Raw genomic sequence first — 20,755 nt, 5'->3', positions numbered from 1 at the left:
GGTTTAAAAATGGTAAGTTTATTTAAAAAATTATTTACAAAAAAAATTAATATTCAAGCTCCTGTGACGGGTAAGGTAATTCCACTATCTTCTGTTCCTGACGAAGTCTTTTCAACAAAAGTAATGGGTGACGGTTTTGCTATTAAACCCACTGAGAATAAACTTTATTCCCCGATCAGTGGAACCGTACTTTCTGTCTTTCCCACTAAACATGCAATCACATTCAACACCGATGACGGAATTCAGGTTCTTTTACATTTAGGAATTGATACGGTTGAGCTAAAAGGTGCTCCTTTCAATATCTTAGTGCATGAGGGAGAACACATATCTGCCGGTGATGAAATAGGAACAATGGATATTGATCAAATAATTAAAGCTGGAAAATCTACTGAAATAATAATAGTTATTACCAGTATGGAAAAACTTAAAAGCATAGACAGAGTATCTAACACCAATGTCAGTCATGGCGATAAAATAGGTGCTTTAAATTTAAGTTGATTTAATATTTAGGTATTTTAAAAAAGTTATAAAAAAGCTGATAGTTCAGTCATGTAATTCATGATTTCACTTTATCAGCTTTTTATGTCCTAATTTTAGACTAGCAAAATGATACTTAATAAATAATATAAATTAAAATGTGTATTCTTTCACATCTACCATTAATTCGCTGTATAATTATTTTGAAAAGAGGTGAATAAATTATGAGTAAAGAAGAAGTCACTAAAAATGTTTGGGTTACTACTCACGGTGATAAATGGGCTGTCAAAATTGCCGGGAGTGACAAAGTTTCTAAAGTCTTTGAGCGCAAGGCTGATGCTTTGGAATACGCAAAAAATTTGGCTAAAAAAGAAAAAACCGAACTAATTAGTCAAAAAAGGAATGGCCGCATTAATCTAAAGAATTCTTATGGTCATGATAATCCGAACACTCCAGGTTAGATTTTATTATCATCATTTATCTTAAATCATTTGCATATTTTATCTAGATCTGACATTATAATTTATCTTTATTTCTCAAACAAAAATATAAATTTTCATATTTACTTAAATAACAAATTTTTCAAACTTTAGTCTGATTGTCTTCTTGATAGTCAGACTTTTTAAATGTTGTTGATTACAGTTAATAGTAGCCTCTATTACCGTGATACTATTTTCACTACTTGTGATATAAAAAAATAACTTTGATAAGTCAGTTAACAACTGAACTCAAAGTTATACAACAAATATCAGTAATCACTGATGTATCTATGACCCCGGTGAGATTCGAACTCACCTCTACGGTTTAGGAGACCATTGTTCTATCCAGATAAACTACAGGGTCGCAATAAATTAACTTTACCAAATTTGCGCGCTAAAAGCCAATTTTTTTAGTAATTAATATTGACGGGTAAAATATGGTTGTGGCGTGTTAGAATCAGCGATTTTATCAGCCGCAAAAACAAATGGCGTCCAAATTGCCAAAGCTATTAACATGTTAATAATAGATAGTACAATTGCACGCCAATCATAATTGCATGCTAAAAATGGCCCAATAATTGGTGGTACCACTGTCGGTACCGCCACTTGCACAGGATTAACTAAGTTCATCATACTTACACCATAGGCAAAAGCTACGTTAACTAGCGGTGCAAGCACAAACGGGATAAAGTACACAGGATTGAGCACAACGGGTAAACCAAAAATTATGGGTTCGTTAATATTAAAAATTCCTGGAGCCAATGCAACTTTGGCAATCGTACGATAATCACTGCGTTTTGAAAACAGCAGAATAGCTACAATCAACATCAACGTGCCACCTGCTCCACCGAACCAGGCAAAGGCATCAAATGATCCCCGAACCCAAATAAAAGGCGCTTCTTTTCCCGCACGAGCAGCGGTAACATTGACATTCTGTGCAGTCAGCCAGATTGAGTCTAAAATCGGTGCCCAAACGCTTAGGCCATTAAAACCAAAAAAGCTGAAAATTTGCACTAATAAGGTTACAAGCATTACCATACCAAAACCTTGACCCAATTTTACCAGTGGAGTTTGGATTGAATTAAGGAGCCAATTGCCAAAGAAAGTGCCTGTAATTGTCTGAAAAACAAAGTTAATCATACCCACGCAGAAAATGGCAATGATAGCTGGAACAAGCGAATCAAAAGCCATCTGTTCCGCATAAGGCAAATTGGCTGACAGGTGAAGCTTAATTCGCGCCCTAAAGCAAATTGCAAAAATTGTTACGCCAATTGTTCCAAATAAAATGGCGGTAAAAATTCCCGTAGTGGAAAATTGTGAGATATTAAAAGCTTTGTGAACAGGGATAATTTTGCCGTTAACTTTAAGTTTGGTTAAATTGGCGATACTCATTGCTAAGGATGATAATGAAACAATTGCTCCAGCAACTGGGTCGACCTCCATGCTTTTTGCTAAGTGATAACCTAAAGACATTGACAAAAAGAGTGCAAATAAGGCAAATGTCCCCCGCCAGACAACGTTGCAGACTAAAGAAAGAGGCTGCATTACCCACGCGAAAGTTTTCCAACCTAGTTCGGTTTTGGCGGCAGCTATTAAACTTTTAATCAGAACAGCCACTGAACCGGCAATAGTGATCGGCATCACGGAAACAAATGCATCCCTTAATGCTACCAGCCAGTGAGTTTGCCCTAATTTATTTGCTAAAGGCAAAATATAGTCTTCCAGCCAAGCAACTAATCGACTCATTTTTACCCCTTTCTTTTTAAATAATGAGGATGATACCCCTTATTTTTATTTTTACGCTTTTTATGTTTTTCTTTTGGAGCTGCATTTTGCTTTTCTTCATTCACGTCCCGCTTTTTATTTTCCTTTTTACGTGGCATTTTAGTAGACAAATGAAAGCCGGCAAAATATACCCGTTCAATTTTAACACTTCGAGCGAGTAACTTCTTCAGATCACGAAAATCGTGGTCGTCACCTATGCTTACAACAAATCCCTTTGCCCCCATGCGGCCAGTTCGACCAGCACGATGCATATAAGTGTTAAATTCACTAGGAATATCATAATTTACCACATAAGTAACACCAGGAATATCTAAACCACGAGCCGCTAAATCCGTTGCTAACAGCAACTTGATTTTTCCGACTTTAAAATCATTCAGAGTTGCTGCTCTATTTTGCTTGCCAAAATCATTAGCCAAGATACCAAATTTAGTTTTAGTGTGTGCTAAAATGCCTGCAAAGCGCATCATAGTTTGGTTGGAATCAAAAAACAAAATACCTTTGAAGCCATCAAGACGCATTAAACGCTGAATAAAATCAATTTTATGGGAATTATCTATTTGCAAAAAATAATTTGCTACAGTTGATTTCTGCTCCGGTCTGACATCAATTGTAATAAACTTACGGGCAAAAATATCTTCTGCTTGTTTGGTTATTTCAGATTCTGTAGCCCCAAAAAGCAAGATTTGCGCATCTGCGGCCAAGTTTTGTCCTAAAGAACTTAATAATTCCATTTTATTAAACTCTAAAACATCGTCAGCTTCGTCGATAATTAAAGTTTTTATCTGATTAACTTTAATACGATTAGCCGAAAAGAAATCGAAAAAACGTCCTGGTGTGGCAACTATTACTTCAGGGTGTTTTTTCTTCAAGTTGTCTTCCTGCCGCTTGCGATTACCAGCACCTACAAGCGTTATGCCCGTTAAATCAAGGGCATTAATAAATGGGTTAATAGCGTGGCGAATTTGTACCGCCAGCTCTGTTGTGGGAGCAATAATCACTAAACTATTGGGTTTGCCTTTTTCCAGCTTTTCTAATGATGGCAATGCATAAGCCAAGGTCTTTCCCGTGCCCGTCTTAGCAAGAGCTATACAACTTGCACCATTTAAAATAGGGGTGCGTGTTTCTTGCTGAATCAAAGTTGGTTCAGTCATTTTTAATCTGGTTAAAACTGCTTGAATTTCTTTTTTCATTATTGTGTTAACTGTCCGTATTTTTCTTTATATTGAGTAACCGTACCATTGTATGTTAACATAACTACCCCATCTTCTAAGTTCTTAACTGATTTTACCCGTCCGTTATTGGTATAGCGCCAAAATGCATACTGCATTTTATCTGGTGCTTTTCTACCACCAGTAATAAATTGTACATCATATGGAAAATACTTTTTGTACTTCACAGCAACGTCTACTATAACGCGCTTATTCAATCTTAAAAGCATACTGGTAAATTGCGCCATTTGCTTGATATATGCAATATCATAGTTATCAATTGCTGGTTCAATCCAGATTGGCAAACTACCGGTATCAGTGCCTACTTTTTTCAAAAAATATTGATAATGCTGCGTGGGTGTAGATTCATTACTGTATGCAATAACTGTCCCAAAAGCTAATTTTGTTCCTAATACTTGATCCCTATATAATAAATAATCATCGTCAAAGTATGACCGCCCCTGTGTGCTTCTCAAATAGACAAATGAAATGCCGTTGGCTTGCAACTCATGTAAATCAATATAGCCATAATCCTGATTTAATTCCACACCGATCGCACTCGCATTACCATTTGGCGGCAAAGTAGTTTGATTGCGCATATTCGCTATACCCGTGAGAAGAAGGACGATTGCAACGATGAGCAAAATTAAAATCGCGGGTAACGTAAACTTATGATGAAACCTTTTCATCTTTTTCTCCGATAATTTTTTCTACACCTGTACATTATAGCAATTTTTTTGCTATACTTGCCAACTACAATCTTAACAATAAAAAAGTGACCGGCTTTACGGTCGGTCAACTTTTAAACTAAAAATAAACTATGAGCTATTCTTCAACTAAGTAAACTGGTTTTTGACCATTTAATACTCGTTTAACGTCTGTCATACTGTGTTCAATCATGTTTTTGACGGAAGTCTTCGTGTAGTACGCGGAGTGAGGCGTAAAGACTACGTTAGGCATTTTAGCTAATTCCTGGTAATCTGCTGGCAATTCAGAAATATCATTGAATTTCTTCATCACAATTGCTTCTTCACCAGTCATCACATCCAATGAAGCTCCAGCAATCTCTTTATTCTTGAGTGCTGCAATTAGATCCTGTGTGTTAACCAAAGGCCCTCTAGCCGCATTAATCAAATATGCAGTATCCTTCATTTCCTTAAATTGCTTGGCACTAATCATATCTGCCATTGAAGGTTCTAAAGGTGTATGCAGGGTCAAAATATCAGCATTTTTAACCACAGTATCAAAGTCTGTATACTCTAAAAATGCCTCATTAGCAGGATTTTCAACCAAGTCATAGCCAATCACTTTAGCGCCCAAGGCATGAAACATTTCTGCCACACAAGAACCGATACGACCAACACCAATGATACCCACTGTCTGGTTATAGATTTCATCACTCATTAAATTCTCTTCACGAACAAAGTTAAGGTGTTCCTTTTCATTATCTAAAATAGGACCCCATTTTCTTAACAAGTACATTGCAGATGTCAGAGTGTTCTCAGCCACTGCACGGGGAGAATATGCCGGTGTATTCGTTACAATCATATGATATTTATGAACAAAGTCAAAATTGATAATATTATAACCCACAGACCTTAAAGCGATTTGCTTAATTCCATATGAGCTCAATTTACGATAGACCTCTTCCTCATCTATGTCAAAGACCTGCAAAACGCTGACAACATCATAACCTTGCGCCATCTCCACAGTCTTAGCATCAAGCTTGTCATCAGTTGTTACTAAATCATCTTCTGGATGATTTTGGTTCCACTTATCTACATAGACCTGCTGCTCCGGGGTCATATTGTAAAGTAAAGCTTTCATTATTAATCCTCCTTTTGGATAAAAAATTATATCTCTTATTGTATCTAAAATTAGGATAAAATTAAAGATAAATTTTAAAAAAGAGCGATTAATAATTTTTATTTAAAAATAAGCTGGAATATATAGCCAGTACTTTTTCCTGTCGATTTTAACATAGGACATCCAACTGTTCACTACGCTGGCAGGTTTTGCATTAATAGTAACAATGGTGACAGGTCCCTCATAATTCATGAAGTCTAAAAATTTTGATTCATTTTTTCTCCCCCATAATAAAAAAGCTACTTTTTCAGTAGCTTCTTTTATTATGGAACACTTGTTCGCAATCACAAAATAATGTGCTTTTCTTTAGTAAGCTCTCTTACCCTTTTTATAAACAGCCTTATCCTTTTGGACAACCGCGCTGATCTTTTCTAACGGATTTTCATCCAATACCAAAAAGTCAGCGTATTTGCCTTCTTCTAAAGAACCATATTCTTTATCTATTTTTAGTAGCTTAGCAGAATTATAGCTAGTTTCTAAAGCTTCAAAATTAGTGAAACCTTGTTCTACCAGTAAAGGTAATTCTTGCGGAGTCATCGTGAAGTCATTAAATGGTGTGCCGGCATCAGTACCCAGAGTAATTTTGACACCAGCATTTTTGGCCTTGGTAATATTACCGCGCAAATCTTTCCAAGCTGCCGCAATTTTATTCATTTCCCAGTCTGGAATTTTACCCGGTGCATATTCGATAAATGCCCAAGCTCCAACTATCGTTGGCGTCAAATATGTTCCTTTTTCAATCATCAGCTTAATTTCTTCATCATTAACGTAGAAGCCGTGCTCAATGCTGTCAACGCCGGCCTTAATCGCATTCAAAATTCCCGGATTGCCTTCCGCATGTGCGGCCACAGTTAAACCCTTGTGGTGAGCTTCTTCGACTGCAACGTGCATTTCAGCTTCACTTAATTGAGGATCATCAAGAGAATCGTTTTCAGTCATTACGCCACCTGTGGCCATGACTTTAATTGCTTTGGCACCGGCCTTAATTCCCTGGCGCACAGCTTTACGCATTTCATCTGGTGAATCAACCAACACACCAAAATTAGGCAAATCACCGTGACCACCAGTCATAGAGAATGGGTGACCTGCTGGCACGATTTCCGGCACCTTGGTTAACTTATTTTTCTTAATTAAATTATTAAGAGCAATATCAATATTGTACGTGCTGCCGCATTCACGAATATAGGTGACACCAGATTTCAATAAATCATGCAAATGTTTTACTGCACGAACCGTAGAAGATACCACATCAGATTCACTACCACCATCGGGGGTCAAAGGATCCATAATAATATGTGTATGGCAATTGATTAGACCAGGAATCACATATTGATTGTGTAAATCGACGGTCTGATCAGCTTCAGGTGCTATACCCTCACCTATTTTGGTAATCTTGCCACTTTCATCATCAACCACCAACGTGGTATTAGATTGAATTTTGTCATCAATCCCGTTAAACAAATTAACGTTAGTATAAGCAGTTTTAGTCATCTAAAAACCTCCATATTTTTGTATAAAAAAAGCACTCATCCTTTTCTACTTAAGGACGAGTGCTCGCGTTACCACCTTTTATTCATTTATTACTCACGTAATAAACCTCATTAACTATCAAACAATAGCTTGCAAAAATAACGGATGCAACTCCGCTATTGGCTGATTATCACCAATAGACATCAATTAGAAGCCCATGTTCACTACTTATTGCTAGCTGACTTTCACCAACTTATCAGCTCTCTTTATTAGTAATAAAATAGTTACTCTGCTTTGCAAGATGTTTGCTATTTAATTGACTTTTAATCTATCATTTTTTCTTAATTATGTCAACTCCATAAAAGAAAAATAAAGATTAGGCGGTACTCTTCGGGGGTATAGCATAAATAACTTCACTAAAGAGCAGTAAAAATTATTCGCTAAAACGACTTTTCGTTTTAGTCATGCTTTACTGATGCTTTTAAAATCATAGTCTCGTTTAACATGATGATATTGCTTTTATTTAGTTTATTGCTAAGTAATTAATAACTCCTTTACTACTCGCACCTCCAAATACGATTTTAAAATTAGTTATTAATACTCCTATTTTGATGTTCAGTCAGAATGCTAATAATTAATCTATCCCTACTCATATGCGTTTTTTATAAAATTAGTTCCTAACCAGCTTTTCCCGAGTGATTAACTAACAATCCTTTTTCCTGAAAGGGGATAAAATATAGCCTCAACTTTTTGCTATAATCAATTGCTTATTTATTTCAACGGTGATGAGATATTAGCAGATTTATCTATAAATGACTTAAAATCTATATTAAAAATCATTGACTAAATAAATATCTTTTATTCCAACTTAAACAACAGTTTTTTGAGAATTTAGGTTTATACACAAGAAAGAAAGATACTATAAATAATACAAGATAAAGTTACATATTTTGAATCATTATCACAGTTAAACGTATAACTACTTTTTTAACATCAGCTTTGTTACCATCATTAGCTGCGTTCAGGTCTTTAATTCTTTGTGCATTTAAAGCAATATCATAGTCCTGATCAGAGATTAACGGCAACGAAAAAGATTTTACAATGAAAGAGTAAATAATTTAACCAATTAAATTCACAAATAAAAATATTTACCTTTTGTTAATAATTTAATGGTATTTATTTAATAAATATATACAAACAAATATTCTGTATGTCTTTAACATAAAAAAGACGCAAATTGCTAATTTGCGTCTTAATATTCAGCAGTTATTGGTTGGACGACATTTTCACTACTTTGACGGGATTGCCCAAGTCCTTTATGAAATGAATTAGAGCTTGCGGCTTTAACCAAATAGTAGCTGTATTGTCGTTGGGATGAATAGCGATTCTCGATTGTTGACTAAAGAGTCAAGGTAAAACGGTATTTCATGCTCAGGATTGTTTAACAAACCTAAAGTTGTGACTGAGCCAAGCTCTATGCTCAATTTTTTAAATCAAGCGGCGAGGCAAAACTAAGTCTGCGTGTGCCATTTTCCTCACGAAATTGCTCTAAGTTGACTCTTTTATCGCCCTTAATCGTCAAAAGGTAGTAGTCACGTTTCTTGTCATCCCTCACAAACAGATTTTTAGCATCAGCTTCAGTGTGTGGCAGAGCAATTTTTTCCATTTCTGCCATATTATAAACAGCCCGGTGCTCTACTATTTCATATTTAATTCCGAATTGTTCAAGGTAATATAATGTTTCGCTTTTGTTCATTTGGTGTTATTTTCTTAAAAGACGCTATTTTTAATCTTACTTCATAACTTACCAGTAGAAAGTTCCTTATGATTGGTGATAGTTACCATCCTTAAACGCTTTTTGGCATCCACCTGATAATAAATTACTAGTAAATCATTAAGAACATGAAATTCGTGGTATTCACTCCAGAGTTTTTTCAAAACTTTATGAACAGTATATTTTTTCAATAGCTAGGATTTCAAAAACATACCTAATTATCATCCTTGCATCTATTGTATCAACAGTAGATTGATTAAAAATACTTTGTAAATTATCCATCCTTTTTACAAGGGTTTTTCAAAACGTACTTCATATTTTAATTTCTGTCCACCGCTTTTTCCAATCATCTAGATTATCTACTTTAATACTACTATCCTTAATCAATCCTAACTCTTCAGCTTTAGCTATTACTATAGCCTTTTCAACTTCGGAAGGTAAATTTGTATCTGATATATTATCCTCTTTACGATTTACAGGATAACTAAATCCTTTATCATGGTTAAACTGAGAGATAAGCATTTTAACTGCCGTAGCAGCCGTCAAGCCGATTTGCTTGGCATTATCATCTAATTCTTGCTTTTCTTTCTTATCTAATCTAATTCCAAATTGTATAGTCGACATAGTATCACCTTATCTGTAAAGCAATAACGATAAATCAGTTAACATAAAGGTTGTTTAATCTTTATCAGTATAAAATGATTTCAACCGATACGTAGTCACAGGCTCCACGTAATAATTATATTTTGCTACCAGGTCACAGATTTCCTCACCATCAATCAAAGTGATAATTCTTGTGCCCTGACGTGCTGTCTTAATTGCACCGCGAGTAAAATCAGAATTCGTAATAAAAATACCAAATTCCGCGTTGTATTTATCCATTGCTCCGCGAAACTTATCTATTTCAGGAGCGGGCACATTGGATTGCCAGCGCTTTGCCTGCAATGCCACTCTGGTAGTACGGTAATCATTTGAACGAACATAGCCAAAACCATCAAGGCCACCATCAGCAATATAGTTAACGCCTACCGTCTTATCAACGTCGATTCCCATTTTTGTAAGTAAACCGCGACAAAAGAGTTCAAACTTTTTCGGACTCATTTTCATCAGAGCATCTAGCAAATCTTGTCTCCACTGATCTTCTTCTGTGACTTCATCCGTAGTATCTTTAGCAGAGTCAATTTCGGCCAAGTTCTTTTTCTTCAATTCCTGAGAATTATTATCTTCTAAAAAGGGACGAACATCCTTTTCCGGATCAAAAGTATCAAGATCAACTTTACGACCTTTTTCAGATAATTCTACTTGATGATCATCTTCAGTTAAAAAACCAGTTCTTACTAAATACATAACTGCATAATTAAACGTATAGTCAAAAGGTTTATATTTATTACCAGTTTTTTTAGACACCTTAATTTCATTCACTTCTTTTTCAGAAATTGCAGTGGAATTGTCACGAATATCTGAACAAATTTCACGCCTTGTTACCTGACCACCCAAACGACGCATTGCAATCAGAATTTCTTTCATAGTTAGATTTTCAATATTAATTTGTCGATTAGCCATTTAAATACTCACCTGTTTTTAGTTATTATTGTTTCATACACTTTAATTTAATTTTAGCAAAATTTTTTGATTCAAGAAAACATAGCAGATAAAATTAATTGCTATCTTGGTTCCATAAGAGCTGTATTAATCATCTGCTGCCATCAACTCTGCCTGCTCAACGACAGTGTCAACTGCTGCTGGAGCTATATCCGGTGGGTAACCGTATTTTCTTAATAAGTGTTTGACCGCAACTCTCATTTTTGCTTGGATATTTCTACGTTTTTCCCAATCAACACCAGCCTCTTTTTTAACTAGTTTAACAAGTTCTTGAGCAATTAAATGTAATTTTTCTTCTCCTAAAACTTCAACTGCCTTCTTATGATCAGCCAAAGCATCATAAAATGCAATTTCTTCCTGACTAAGTCCAAGATCTTTTCCTCTTTCTTGTTCAGCATTAATTTTCTTGGCCATTTCAATAAGCTTTCGGATTACCAGTTCACTAGTAATACCCCGCTTATTGTATTCATCAATGGCTTTTTGAAGCATTTCTTGAAATCTTGCTGACATTACCTTATTAGTTTTCATCATCGCTTTTACTTTACCTTTAAGTAACTTTTCTAATAAAGTGATCGCAATATCTTTTTCAGGCATGCTTTTGACTTTTTGCAAAAATTCATCAGAAATAAGATCAACACTTTGTCTTTTGATACCCAATTCATTGTAAATATCGATATCTGGTTCAGAAATAATTGATTGATCAAGCAACTGTTGCATTTGATATTTAATATCCTTATGGTTATTAAAGTTTGTTGAATTATCAGGCGCTTTTAATTTCATAATAAAAACTTTAACAGTTTTAAAAAAAGCAATTTCTTTACCATAAGCTTGTGCTTGAGGCTGCGTTGCAGTTAAAGCATAGGCTTTTTCTAACTCAGTAACCACGTCTAAAAACTTTTTCTGGCGTTGTTCATCCTCATGCAAAATTTCATTTGCGACTTTTTGCGTGACTTTCAGTCTAACTGCACCATTAGAAGAATTAAAGTCAGAATAGTCAATTCCATAAAGATAATCATTAGTAATAATGTCATATTTTTCTTTTAATACCGCAAGCGCTTTATCCATATTAATAGCAACTTGTCCTTGATCATCTGTAGAATAAACCTTTAAAGCATCCTTTAGATTTTCTGCAATACCAATATAATCAACTATTAAGCCACTGTCTTTATCTTTGAATACGCGATTAACCCGTGCGATTGCTTGAATTAAATTATGACCTTTCATCGGCTTATCAATGTACATAGTATTCAATGAAGGAACATCAAAACCAGTCAGCCACATGTCAACGACTATCACTATTTGTAATTCATCGTTATCGTCTTTCATTCGTTGCTGCAAGATTCGTCTTTCGGATTTATTTGTTTGAAACTTGGACATCTCTGGACCATCCGCAGCTGAAGACGTCATTACTAGTTTAATTTTGCCTTTTTTTAAATCATTACTCTCCCAATCTGGACGCAATTTTATTATTTCTTCATACAATCTAACCGCGTTACGACGTGACATCTCGACAATCATTGATTTGCCAAACGTTTCTTCTTGACGAGTTTCAAAATGATTCACAAAATGCTTTGCAATGCTTTTTAAACGTGGTTGTGCTCCTGCCAAAGCTTCTAAACGCGAAAACTCACGATTTCGTCTGGCATTATCTTCATTAGTAGGGTCATCATCTAAGTCAACTTGTTGTATAAGCCTTTGATATTTTTTATCCGCATCATTTTTTAACTTAAGGGGAAACACATGACTTTCATAATAAATTTTTACGGTTGCATGATCATTAACAGCCTGCGTAATGTCATATACATCGATGTAATTACCGAAAACAGCCACTGTTGACTTATCTGCTGTTGACAAAGGGGTGCCAGTAAAGCCTATAAATGACGCATTAGGCAGTGCATCTCTTAGATACTCAGCAAAGCCATATCTCAAACCATTACTAGTAAACTTGGGCTTTAAACCATATTGACTCCTATGGGCCTCATCAGCAATAACAATAATGTCGTTTCTTTTTGTCAATACAGGCATCTTAGTTTCACCACTATTAAAATCAGGCGAAAATTTTTGAATAGTAGAGAAAACTATCCCACCCGCTTGTTTTTTCAGCGTTGAACGTAATTCATCGCCAGATTCAACATGCTCAGGATTTTGACGCAAATATTCATGTGCTGCAGCAAAGGTATCAAATAGTTGATCATCAAGATCATTACGATCATTAATTACCACAAACGTAGGATTGTTTAATTTACGAGCAGCTATACTAGTAAAAAAGACCATTGATAAGCTCTTACCTGAACCAGTTGTATGCCAAACGACCCCAATTCTCTTATCATCGTGACTTTTAATTGCCTTGTTAGCAGCTTTAATTGCTTTATTTACCATATAGTATTGGTGATAGGCTGCAAGAATTTTGATTGTTTTGTCGCCGTCTGTTTCAAAAATTATGAAGTTTTCAATGATATTAAGTAAATCTTTTGGCCTGAGCATGAACTTTATCATTGTTACTAATTCCAGTTCATCTTCAGATTCACTATTCTTAGGAGCTCTCCATCTCATAAAACGATCAAATCCGGCAGTTAATGATCCAGCTCTTGCATTAATACCATCAGAAGTAATCAGGATTTCGTTATATTTCATATAGTCAGAAATATCAGATTTATAGGTTTGTAATTGCTGGTAACCACTTTCTATACCAACATGTATATTCCCAGCGTCCTTAAATTCAAAGGTAACTACAGGAATACCATTGATAAACAGTGTTGCATCAGGTCTACGTTCTCTCTTACCTGCAAAAGTAAATTGATTGGTAGCTATAAATTCATTAGCATCAAATTTTTCAAAATCTATCGGATATAGTGTATCTGTATGATTCTCTCCGTTTAAAGTGGTTCTTACTTTGATACCTTCAATCAATAACTTATGAAAGTAATGGTTGTTTATCATCATATCCGGATTATCAGCTAATCGAATTATTTGTCTAAATGCGTCTTTATAAATTTCTTCTTCGTAGCCAGGATTAAGTCTCCTGAGAGCTTTATTTAAGTTATCAAATAATATTGCTGAAGTATGATCATTGTCACGTGCAGCATCAATAATTGGATTAGGACCACTTGAAGTGGGACTTTTAAACACCTTATATCCTACAGTCTGTAGGGTATTTAAGGCTAAATTTTCAACATCTGATTCTAAAAGATATCCTTTTGACATATTAATTTCACTCCTTTCTATACAGATATTGGTTAATTAAATGATAATTTACTCGAATTAATGGATAACTTGTTTTATAACTTTTTTCCACAAATAAATGTTGGTAATGATCTAATAGGTTCTTTTATACAAAATTATGACAGATTTAGGAAACCACTTTCAAAAAAGCAAAGATCTGCAATATCAGGTAAATATAGATATATCGGAGCTGCATCAGTCATGGACTATATAAATAAATACAATTTTGACGGTATTTATTTACTTTTAGGCGAAGACGGAACCGTAGTAGATAATAAAGGTTATCCAATATTACAATATGTTTTTGGAAAATTTTGGCCTAATAACCATACTCATGTTCTAAAAGGAAAAAATATTTCTACAGAATGGTTATATTTATTTTTTAGACAAAGAAAAGTTTTAAATATTGTAACAGGTGCAGTTCAAAAAAAGATTTCACAAAAAAATCTAAATTCGCTAGAGTTTAGTTACCCAAATAAAGAGGATTATTTAAAATTTAACGAAATAATACAACCATTGTTCAGAGATATAAGAATACGAATAAAGGAAAACAAGAGGTTGCGCCAATTAAAGCAAGAATTGTTAAAGCAATATTTTTAAACAACTAAATTATCATTTATTCTTCCATTAATATGGATTTTCTTATCTAAAAATTGAAAAATACTTCCTATTTTGTTTTGCAACTCTATATTAGGTAGTTCAACTTCAATCTTTCTAAGATCTTTTTGCTTAATACCAACAACTGTAGTCCCTGTGGCTCTTAAAAGTAATTGATTTTTAAAGCTTTGCGAATTCATAAAAGCATACATATACCAAGGATTAACTATCTTTTTATTGAATCGTAATAGAAACAATCTTTGACTTAAAATAGCTTTAATTGGCTTAGAAACTAAATATACTTCGCCCAAAGGAGCCTCTGATGTCATTAAAATATCACCAGGTTCAATGTCTCCATCTTTCATCCAATGCTTATACAAAAGTTCGCTACCATAGTGACTTTTATCAATATTAACAATTTTATTATCTTTTATATTTTTAGCACTTAATGCAATAATATCTTTTTGACTTTCTGTCCAATTCATTCCTAATTTTTTGGGTGTTTTCCCTCGATAATCCATAATGAGTTGAACTATTTCATCTATTTTATACCTCATCAACCTATATACTTCCTATGCGCAATTTTCACATTTTGCTGTTTTACCATTGCGTAATGCAGTGTTGTGTCTATCCTTTTATGCCCTAAAAGCTGTTGTAATTGTTCAATTGGCATACCTTTATCAATTGCTTTCGTAGCCAATGTTCTTCTAAACTTATGTGGATAAACTTTTGCTATTCCAATCTTTTGACCTAACTTCTTTAACCTTGATTCGACACCACTTATAGTTAATCGTTCATGTTCTGCTCTCAAAGAAACAAATAAGGCTTCATGGTTATCATGTCGCTCATTCAAATATTTTCTTAAATGCAACTTCGCTCTAGCGTCAAAATAAGCGATCCGTTCTTTATTACCCTTACCAAAAACAATACACTCACGTTCTTGAAAGTTGATATCACTGCGGTTAAGTAAAACCAGTTCCCCAACACGCATACCAGTTGAGGCCAAGAAGTCTATCATTGCTAAGTCTCTGACATTTGTACAACTATCACGTAATTTTTCAAGTTCTTCATCCGAATAAGTTTCTTTTACTGTAGTAGCGACTTTTACCTTATGTATTCGCCTTATAGGACTTTTAATAATGTAATCTTCATCTTCGAGCCAATTAAAAAAACTAGATAAAATTCTACGAATATTATCAATTGTCACTTTACTAGAGCAATGAACTTCCTGATATGTCATTAAATAGTCCCGCAATTCATCGGTACTTACTTCTCTGGCATTTTTATTAATTTCAATTAACGCCTTTGTAATTGTTACTTTGTAATATTTAAGAGACTTTTCCGAACAACCTTCGGCTCTTTTAGCGGCAAAATACTTCTTAAGCAAGTTTTTATTATCATATTTTGATTTAAATTCGGTTTTTGTCGTAACTAAATTATTTAAAATAGTTTTTAGTCTCATTAAGTTTAGATTGTTAAGATACGGCAACATTTCGCGAATTATTGTTTCTGATTCATCTTTTCTCATTGTAAAATCTCCGTTTTTAGAAAATCATACAATAAAAACCGTATTTACAGAAATAAATGATAATTTAATGCTTCAAAAATACTTTTCTAATAAATTTTCCTTAATTTTAAATAATAAAATATTTTCTTTTTCCTTAATCCAAATAAGATCAAATAATGATAAATTTTCTGCATCAAATTTATTTATTTCATTAGCATCAGGTATTTTAATTTTTAATTTTCTTAAATACGGTACAGTTATTTGTTGCTGAGTTGAGCCATATCCTTGTATATTTAATGATCGGACCAGTAAGTATAAAAAGTTAATAGGTACAGATTTATAAGTTAAATAGACTAAGCGTACTATCGGTACAAATGGCTTATTATGAAGTACAGTGAACCCTATTGTTCCTCTTGCAGATACAGTTACAGCTCTTTCGTTAACTTTTGCCTTATTAGTAAATCCAAAAAGCCCCTTTTTTGATACACCATTTGAATAAACTGGAACAGAATACTCGTTTGTTTTTACTTTAGAGAATTTTTTAGGTTTATTACCGCCTGAATGTATAATGGCAATATTATGTAATGTAGTATCAGTTAACTTACTACTTGAAATAAATTGTTTAAATCTGGTATCTAACAACTCAAGTAAATTATCATTTATCTGGTTATTTACATAAATTTTAGACGAAATTGTTTCAATTTTTCTTACAATTAATTTTTGCTCAAATAAAGGAGGTAAATTTATTTCAATGTTAGCCATAGTACCTTCAAACGTAATCTGAGGAAAAGTGCCCGATCTAGATTCAGCTTCACTTTGTAAATACCTCAGCATTATTGGAGAGGTGAGATAAAAGTAAAAATAACTTGTATCTAAAATATTTGGATTACAATTTCTTAAAACCATTAACTTAGTTGAAACAACATAGTTCTCAGCTTTAATATTATTAACCATAGCAAATCTTTTGTTTTTGGGACGTATTTCAGAAAATAAGATATCACCATTTTTTAAGCTTTTTTTTGCTTGTCCCGGTAGATTTTGTGGTTTTATCTTTGTTCCCGATATATGACCATCATAAATATCACTTGTATTTAAAAATATAACGCTGTTTTTTCCATCAAAATTGAATTTACTGGAAATTGATTGTATTAGATCTTTTATTTTATATTTCATATCCAAGCTCCTTTAAAACGTCTTTTATTTGAGCTTGAAGTTTATCACTTTCAGCAAATTCCTTTTTTAATTCGCCAGTAAGGCGTGCCATTTTAACTTCATAAGGTTCACCATCATTTTCTTGTTTGGCTAAACCTACATAACGCCCTGGGGTCAAAACATAATCGTTTTTTGCAATCTCATCTAAAGAAGCTATTTTGCAAAAGCCTGCAACATCTTCATATTTTTGCTTGTTAGTTCCACGATAAGCATGATAAGTATCAGCTACCTTAGCAATATCGTCTTTAGAAAATTCTCGGTGAGTACGATCCACCATTTCACCAAGATTACGTGCATCAATAAATAACGTTTCGCCTTTACGAACCCGTTCTCCTTGAGAAGCTTTATCCATGTCAATAAACCATAATGAAACTGGAATTCCTGTAGAATAGAACATCTTATCAGGCAAAGCTACAATAGCATCAATTTTATCGTCTTCTAAAATTGCTTTACGAATAGCGTATTCATCTTTTGTAGAAGTCGATAACGCTCCGTTTGCCAAAACAAAACCTGCCTTGCCATTAGGCGCTAATTTACTAATTATGTGCTCTATCCATGCATAATTAGCATTACCGGTTGGGGGAACTCCATATTTCCAACGTGCATCTTCTCTTAGCTTTTCTCCATTCCAGTTTTTAACATTGAATGGTGGATTAGCCAGAATAAAATCAAATCTTTCACCTTTATGTAGATCGTTGAGAAAAGTATCACCCTGATGAGGTCCAAGATTATTATCAATACCACGAATAGCTAAATTCATCTTAGCCAATTTCCAAGTTGTAGGGTTTGATTCTTCTCCATATACCGAAAGATCATTAATTTTTCCTTGATGTTCCTGCACAAATTTATCTGATTGAACAAACATCCCACCAGAACCGCAACAAGGATCATAAATTCTGCCTTTATAAGGTTCGATCATTTCTACTAGTATTCGTACAATAGACCGAGGAGTATAAAACTCCCCTCCCTTTTTTCCTTCCTGCGAAGCAAACTCATTTAAAAAATACTCATAGACACGTCCCAGCACATCAGATTGCTTAGCTTTTTCGTTTCCTAAACTGATATCGGAGATTAAATCAACGACTTCGCCCAACCGGGTTTTATCTAAGTCAGGCGAGGCGTAATTCTTACTCAATACACCGCGCAAAGAATCATTATTTTTTTCTAAAGCATCCATGGCATTATCAATAATTTCGCCTATTTTAGGTGATTTAGCAGAATCTTTAATTAATTCCCAACGTGCTTTTTTCGGTACCCAAAAAATATTTTCAGAAAGGTACATATCCGGATCTTCTGCATCTTCTGGAAATTCTGTTTTTAATAATTCATTTCGTCTAGCTTCGAAAGCATCGGAAACATATTTTAAAAAAATCAATCCTAAAACTACATTACGATATTCAGAGGCATCCATACTTCCTCTTAATGCATTTGCAGTTCCCCACAGTTTATTTTCTATATTTAGTTCTTTTGTATTTGCTGCCATATAATAAATTTCCTTTTGTCTTCAACTTTAATCATTATGTTAAAAACCTTAATTAAATTATACACTTTGAATATATACGTGTGTTTAGATTATTTTTATTTTTTAAAATAGCAGGTATTCAATAACAGTTTTTTTGATTTAATTTATGTTTTTATTATTTGTATCCGCTTAATTGTTTATGGTATTAATATTTTTAAAACTAAACATTTTAGTTTTAAAATATTAAAATTTGCTTTTCTAAATACAATTAAATACTATTTCGTATTTATTAAGTCATAAAAAAAGAGCAGATGATTAATATCATTGCTCTAAATATAGTTTTTATTTGTTTAAAAATTATATTTTCCTATTTTCCCAAACTAAAGCCAAAGAAAAGACTATTTCAATTCCCATCATTGTCAAAGCCAAAATTGCTGGCTCAAAGTTTAGTCCAATGATTAAAGCCAAAAAGGTTATTAAAATCGACCAAGTAAAATAAACTCTTGACTTATAAAGCCAACTATATGGCAATAAGTGTGCTCCAAAAATAATTGCTAAAATCATAAGCATTTTCTCTGGTATAGTTGGATAAATCCACATCGCAATTAGCAATTACAGTACTTGGTTAACAGAAAAGAGTATCCCTAACTCAGTTAATGGATTTCCTCTGTTTTGAAAATCAACCTTATTTAACTTAGAGACAAAATAAGATAAAGGCAATAAAACTGCAGCGCAAACAAAAGTAAAAAGATTTTTCGTTAATATTGGCATAGACGAAAAGTGAATAATTGAATAGCTAGCCAAATAATAATTGAAGCCAGTATTATATGCAGTCCTCTTTTTTGTTTAAGTGCACAATCTAACCTTAATTCATTAATTTCTTGCATTCTCTTCATCCTTTGTTGGGTAATTTAAGTAAAACAACTTTTCTTTAAATTATACTTTAGTATATTCATGCACTCAAACCCTCTTTTAATTATAAAAGCTAAATTTGAACCTGAAACACAAATTTTATAACCATTAATGACATTTATTCCACCATTTGCAGTAATCTGGGATAAAAATGAAATTCATCTACTATACTTATTTACAGAAAGGAGCGCTGGGAATGAAAATAAATTGTCACGTCGACCCCAATATTAGCGAAGAACACGGTGAATTATGGATCAAAAAAATGACACCAGCAATTAATGAATTTTTGCAAAAATTATCACGGTCCGAAAATTCATTATGGTGCCATTATCAGTCTCAAATTTATCCGATTAATTTTGAAGATATTTATTCACTTGAAGTTGCTAATAGAGATATTAACGTTTATACAGAAAAGCAGCAACTTACATATAATGATCGTTTATCAAATTTGAAAGCAGATCTACCGAACTATTTTATTGAAGCTTCACGCAGCGCTATATTTAATTATCAACACATCGATCACCTTGAATTACTTAATAATGGGTTAATCGATGTTGTTCTGACTAATAAGCATCGCGTACAAATATCAAGAAGAAATATTAAGAACCTGAAAGAGAGGTTAGGAATATGAAAAACACAAAGAGATTTATCAATTATTTGTTTAATTTTGCCGTTAGAGGCATCTTCATTGGCTTAATGATTTCTATCTTTTGCAGTTATGCATCACATAGCTCAGTTTACGTTCCATCCAGTCCATCTTTTACGACAAAATTTAGTAATTTGCTCAATGCTTTTAGTGTCTCAATTATTCTCTGGGCGGTCACTGGAATTTTTTTCGGTCTTGGCAGTTTTATCTTCACTATTAACCAATGGTCATTATTAAAGAAGACGGTTATAAATTTCTTTACCTACTATTTTGGCTTTGTTCTTTTAGCCCTTTTAGCTGGTTGGGTTTCTTTAAGCTTAATTAACTTAACAAAATTTACTGTAATTTTCGTCATCATCTATTTAATTTGCTGGTATTATAATTACCATAAAATTGTAAAGGAGATTGCAAGTATTAATCATAAAATCAAAACAAAGTAATCTAATTACAATGGCAAAATAAAAAGTTGAGCATTCATATCAATGTGCTCAACTTTTTACTTGTGTTTCTTAATAAAGAAATTTATGAAAATGTCA

At 33.5% G+C, this 20,755-nt stretch carries 20 protein-coding genes, 1 tRNA gene, 1 pseudogene and 1 other annotated feature; of the genes and pseudogenes, 5 read left to right on the top strand and 17 right to left on the bottom strand.

Annotated elements, in window-relative coordinates:
• Window positions 1-9: 9 nt before the first annotated feature.
• Both LDX54_RS03305 and LDX54_RS03300 read left to right on the top strand, forming a co-directional pair.
• Complete coding sequence (locus LDX54_RS03305; RefSeq protein WP_265666864.1) at window positions 10-498, top strand: PTS glucose transporter subunit IIA; 489 nt, start codon at window positions 10-12, stop codon at window positions 496-498.
• Window positions 499-701: 203 nt separating this feature from the next.
• Window positions 702-938, top strand: coding sequence for a DUF2188 domain-containing protein (locus LDX54_RS03300; RefSeq protein WP_046324549.1), 237 nt, complete (start codon window positions 702-704; stop codon window positions 936-938).
• Window positions 939-1,247: 309 nt separating this feature from the next.
• Here the strand turns inward: LDX54_RS03300 and LDX54_RS03295 are convergent.
• The 12 genes and pseudogenes from LDX54_RS03295 to LDX54_RS03240 all read right to left on the bottom strand — a co-directional run bounded on the left by LDX54_RS03295 (window position 1,248) and on the right by LDX54_RS03240 (window position 13,865).
• A tRNA-Arg gene (locus LDX54_RS03295) sits at window positions 1,248-1,320 on the bottom strand.
• A gap of 53 nt (window positions 1,321-1,373) precedes the next feature.
• Window positions 1,374-2,702, bottom strand: a complete 1,329-nt coding sequence (locus tag LDX54_RS03290) for a PTS transporter subunit EIIC (protein ID WP_110445818.1) — start codon at window positions 2,700-2,702, stop codon at window positions 1,374-1,376.
• 2 nt (window positions 2,703-2,704) lie between these two features.
• Complete coding sequence (locus LDX54_RS03285) at window positions 2,705-3,934, bottom strand: DEAD/DEAH box helicase (protein WP_265667660.1); 1,230 nt, start codon at window positions 3,932-3,934, stop codon at window positions 2,705-2,707.
• Window positions 3,931-4,638, bottom strand: coding sequence for a GH25 family lysozyme (locus LDX54_RS03280; RefSeq protein WP_110445816.1), 708 nt, complete (start codon window positions 4,636-4,638; stop codon window positions 3,931-3,933). Before LDX54_RS03280 ends, LDX54_RS03285 begins: the two co-directional genes overlap by 4 nt.
• A 136-nt stretch (window positions 4,639-4,774) precedes the next feature.
• Window positions 4,775-5,776: a D-2-hydroxyacid dehydrogenase gene (locus tag LDX54_RS03275; RefSeq protein WP_265666865.1), complete on the bottom strand. Its 1,002-nt coding sequence runs from the start codon at window positions 5,774-5,776 to the stop codon at window positions 4,775-4,777.
• Between the two features lie 111 nt (window positions 5,777-5,887).
• Window positions 5,888-6,007, bottom strand: a pseudogene (locus tag LDX54_RS03270) (pyridoxamine 5'-phosphate oxidase family protein); the annotation flags it as partial.
• 114 nt (window positions 6,008-6,121) lie between these two features.
• The gene (locus LDX54_RS03265; RefSeq protein WP_265666866.1) at window positions 6,122-7,306 is read right to left on the bottom strand and encodes an amidohydrolase family protein; all 1,185 of its coding nucleotides are present in this window, start codon (window positions 7,304-7,306) and stop codon (window positions 6,122-6,124) included.
• A gap of 48 nt (window positions 7,307-7,354) precedes the next feature.
• Window positions 7,355-7,594 (bottom strand) — a binding site (T-box leader).
• Between the two features lie 1,171 nt (window positions 7,595-8,765).
• Window positions 8,766-9,041 (bottom strand): YbaK/EbsC family protein, encoded by a 276-nt coding sequence (locus LDX54_RS03260; protein ID WP_265666867.1) that lies wholly within the window; start codon window positions 9,039-9,041, stop codon window positions 8,766-8,768.
• Window positions 9,042-9,082: 41 nt separating this feature from the next.
• Window positions 9,083-9,250 carry a type II toxin-antitoxin system YafQ family toxin gene (locus LDX54_RS03255; protein WP_174795300.1) on the bottom strand — a complete coding sequence of 56 codons (168 nt, stop codon included), beginning with the start codon at window positions 9,248-9,250 and terminating at the stop codon, window positions 9,083-9,085.
• Window positions 9,251-9,371: 121 nt separating this feature from the next.
• The gene (locus tag LDX54_RS03250; protein WP_265666868.1) at window positions 9,372-9,683 is read right to left on the bottom strand and encodes a hypothetical protein; all 312 of its coding nucleotides are present in this window, start codon (window positions 9,681-9,683) and stop codon (window positions 9,372-9,374) included.
• 54 nt (window positions 9,684-9,737) lie between these two features.
• Window positions 9,738-10,622: a restriction endonuclease gene (locus tag LDX54_RS03245; RefSeq protein WP_265666869.1), complete on the bottom strand. Its 885-nt coding sequence runs from the start codon at window positions 10,620-10,622 to the stop codon at window positions 9,738-9,740.
• A gap of 126 nt (window positions 10,623-10,748) precedes the next feature.
• Window positions 10,749-13,865, bottom strand: a complete 3,117-nt coding sequence (locus tag LDX54_RS03240; protein WP_265666870.1) for a type I restriction endonuclease subunit R — start codon at window positions 13,863-13,865, stop codon at window positions 10,749-10,751.
• A 60-nt stretch (window positions 13,866-13,925) separates the two neighbouring features.
• On the opposite strand from LDX54_RS03240, the gene LDX54_RS03235 reads away from it, so the two are divergent.
• On the top strand, window positions 13,926-14,483 hold the full coding sequence (locus LDX54_RS03235; protein ID WP_265666871.1) for a restriction endonuclease subunit S: 558 nt from the start codon (window positions 13,926-13,928) through the stop codon (window positions 14,481-14,483).
• Here LDX54_RS03235 and LDX54_RS03230 read toward each other — a convergent pair.
• From LDX54_RS03230 to LDX54_RS03210, 5 genes are all read right to left on the bottom strand, one after another.
• On the bottom strand, window positions 14,480-15,037 hold the full coding sequence (locus tag LDX54_RS03230) for a restriction endonuclease subunit S (protein ID WP_265666872.1): 558 nt from the start codon (window positions 15,035-15,037) through the stop codon (window positions 14,480-14,482). The two genes, LDX54_RS03235 and LDX54_RS03230, sit on opposite strands and share 4 nt — an antisense overlap.
• Window positions 15,037-16,008, bottom strand: coding sequence for a site-specific tyrosine recombinase/integron integrase (gene xerA / locus LDX54_RS03225; RefSeq protein ID WP_265666873.1), 972 nt, complete (start codon window positions 16,006-16,008; stop codon window positions 15,037-15,039). The genes LDX54_RS03230 and xerA overlap by 1 nt, the downstream gene beginning before the upstream one ends.
• 72 nt (window positions 16,009-16,080) lie before the next feature.
• A complete protein-coding gene (locus tag LDX54_RS03220; protein ID WP_265666874.1) occupies window positions 16,081-17,160 on the bottom strand; it encodes a restriction endonuclease subunit S in 1,080 nt (359 codons plus the stop codon).
• Window positions 17,150-18,682, bottom strand: coding sequence for a class I SAM-dependent DNA methyltransferase (locus LDX54_RS03215; protein WP_265666875.1), 1,533 nt, complete (start codon window positions 18,680-18,682; stop codon window positions 17,150-17,152). The genes LDX54_RS03220 and LDX54_RS03215 overlap by 11 nt, the downstream gene beginning before the upstream one ends.
• A gap of 336 nt (window positions 18,683-19,018) precedes the next feature.
• The gene (locus LDX54_RS03210; RefSeq protein ID WP_265666876.1) at window positions 19,019-19,225 is read right to left on the bottom strand and encodes a hypothetical protein; all 207 of its coding nucleotides are present in this window, start codon (window positions 19,223-19,225) and stop codon (window positions 19,019-19,021) included.
• A 544-nt stretch (window positions 19,226-19,769) separates the two neighbouring features.
• Between LDX54_RS03210 and LDX54_RS03205 the strand changes: the two genes are divergently transcribed.
• Window positions 19,770-20,204 (top strand): LytTR family DNA-binding domain-containing protein, encoded by a 435-nt coding sequence (locus LDX54_RS03205; RefSeq protein ID WP_265666877.1) that lies wholly within the window; start codon window positions 19,770-19,772, stop codon window positions 20,202-20,204.
• On the top strand, window positions 20,201-20,659 hold the full coding sequence (locus tag LDX54_RS03200) for a DUF3021 domain-containing protein (protein WP_265666878.1): 459 nt from the start codon (window positions 20,201-20,203) through the stop codon (window positions 20,657-20,659). Before LDX54_RS03205 ends, LDX54_RS03200 begins: the two co-directional genes overlap by 4 nt.
• Window positions 20,660-20,755 lie beyond the last annotated feature (96 nt).

This window comes from Lactobacillus sp. IBH004, from assembly GCF_026185255.2.
GTDB lineage: Bacteria > Bacillota > Bacilli > Lactobacillales > Lactobacillaceae > Lactobacillus > Lactobacillus melliventris.
This window is presented reverse-complemented; position numbering and strand designations above follow the sequence as displayed.

Coding starts and splice junctions, on each gene's coding strand:
- LDX54_RS03305 (WP_265666864.1), top strand. CDS start 10: ATGGTAAGTTTATTTAAAAAATTATTTACAAAAAAAATTAATATTCAA.
- LDX54_RS03300 (WP_046324549.1), top strand. CDS start 702: ATGAGTAAAGAAGAAGTCACTAAAAATGTTTGGGTTACTACTCACGGT.
- LDX54_RS03290 (WP_110445818.1), bottom strand. CDS start 2,702: ATGAGTCGATTAGTTGCTTGGCTGGAAGACTATATTTTGCCTTTAGCA.
- LDX54_RS03280 (WP_110445816.1), bottom strand. CDS start 4,638: ATGAAAAGGTTTCATCATAAGTTTACGTTACCCGCGATTTTAATTTTG.
- LDX54_RS03275 (WP_265666865.1), bottom strand. CDS start 5,776: ATGAAAGCTTTACTTTACAATATGACCCCGGAGCAGCAGGTCTATGTA.
- LDX54_RS03265 (WP_265666866.1), bottom strand. CDS start 7,306: ATGACTAAAACTGCTTATACTAACGTTAATTTGTTTAACGGGATTGAT.
- LDX54_RS03260 (WP_265666867.1), bottom strand. CDS start 9,041: ATGAACAAAAGCGAAACATTATATTACCTTGAACAATTCGGAATTAAA.
- LDX54_RS03250 (WP_265666868.1), bottom strand. CDS start 9,683: ATGTCGACTATACAATTTGGAATTAGATTAGATAAGAAAGAAAAGCAA.
- LDX54_RS03245 (WP_265666869.1), bottom strand. CDS start 10,622: ATGGCTAATCGACAAATTAATATTGAAAATCTAACTATGAAAGAAATT.
- LDX54_RS03240 (WP_265666870.1), bottom strand. CDS start 13,865: ATGTCAAAAGGATATCTTTTAGAATCAGATGTTGAAAATTTAGCCTTA.
- LDX54_RS03235 (WP_265666871.1), top strand. CDS start 13,926: ATGGATAACTTGTTTTATAACTTTTTTCCACAAATAAATGTTGGTAAT.
- LDX54_RS03230 (WP_265666872.1), bottom strand. CDS start 15,037: ATGAGGTATAAAATAGATGAAATAGTTCAACTCATTATGGATTATCGA.
- xerA (WP_265666873.1), bottom strand. CDS start 16,008: ATGAGAAAAGATGAATCAGAAACAATAATTCGCGAAATGTTGCCGTAT.
- LDX54_RS03220 (WP_265666874.1), bottom strand. CDS start 17,160: ATGAAATATAAAATAAAAGATCTAATACAATCAATTTCCAGTAAATTC.
- LDX54_RS03215 (WP_265666875.1), bottom strand. CDS start 18,682: ATGGCAGCAAATACAAAAGAACTAAATATAGAAAATAAACTGTGGGGA.
- LDX54_RS03210 (WP_265666876.1), bottom strand. CDS start 19,225: ATGATTTTAGCAATTATTTTTGGAGCACACTTATTGCCATATAGTTGG.
- LDX54_RS03205 (WP_265666877.1), top strand. CDS start 19,770: ATGAAAATAAATTGTCACGTCGACCCCAATATTAGCGAAGAACACGGT.
- LDX54_RS03200 (WP_265666878.1), top strand. CDS start 20,201: ATGAAAAACACAAAGAGATTTATCAATTATTTGTTTAATTTTGCCGTT.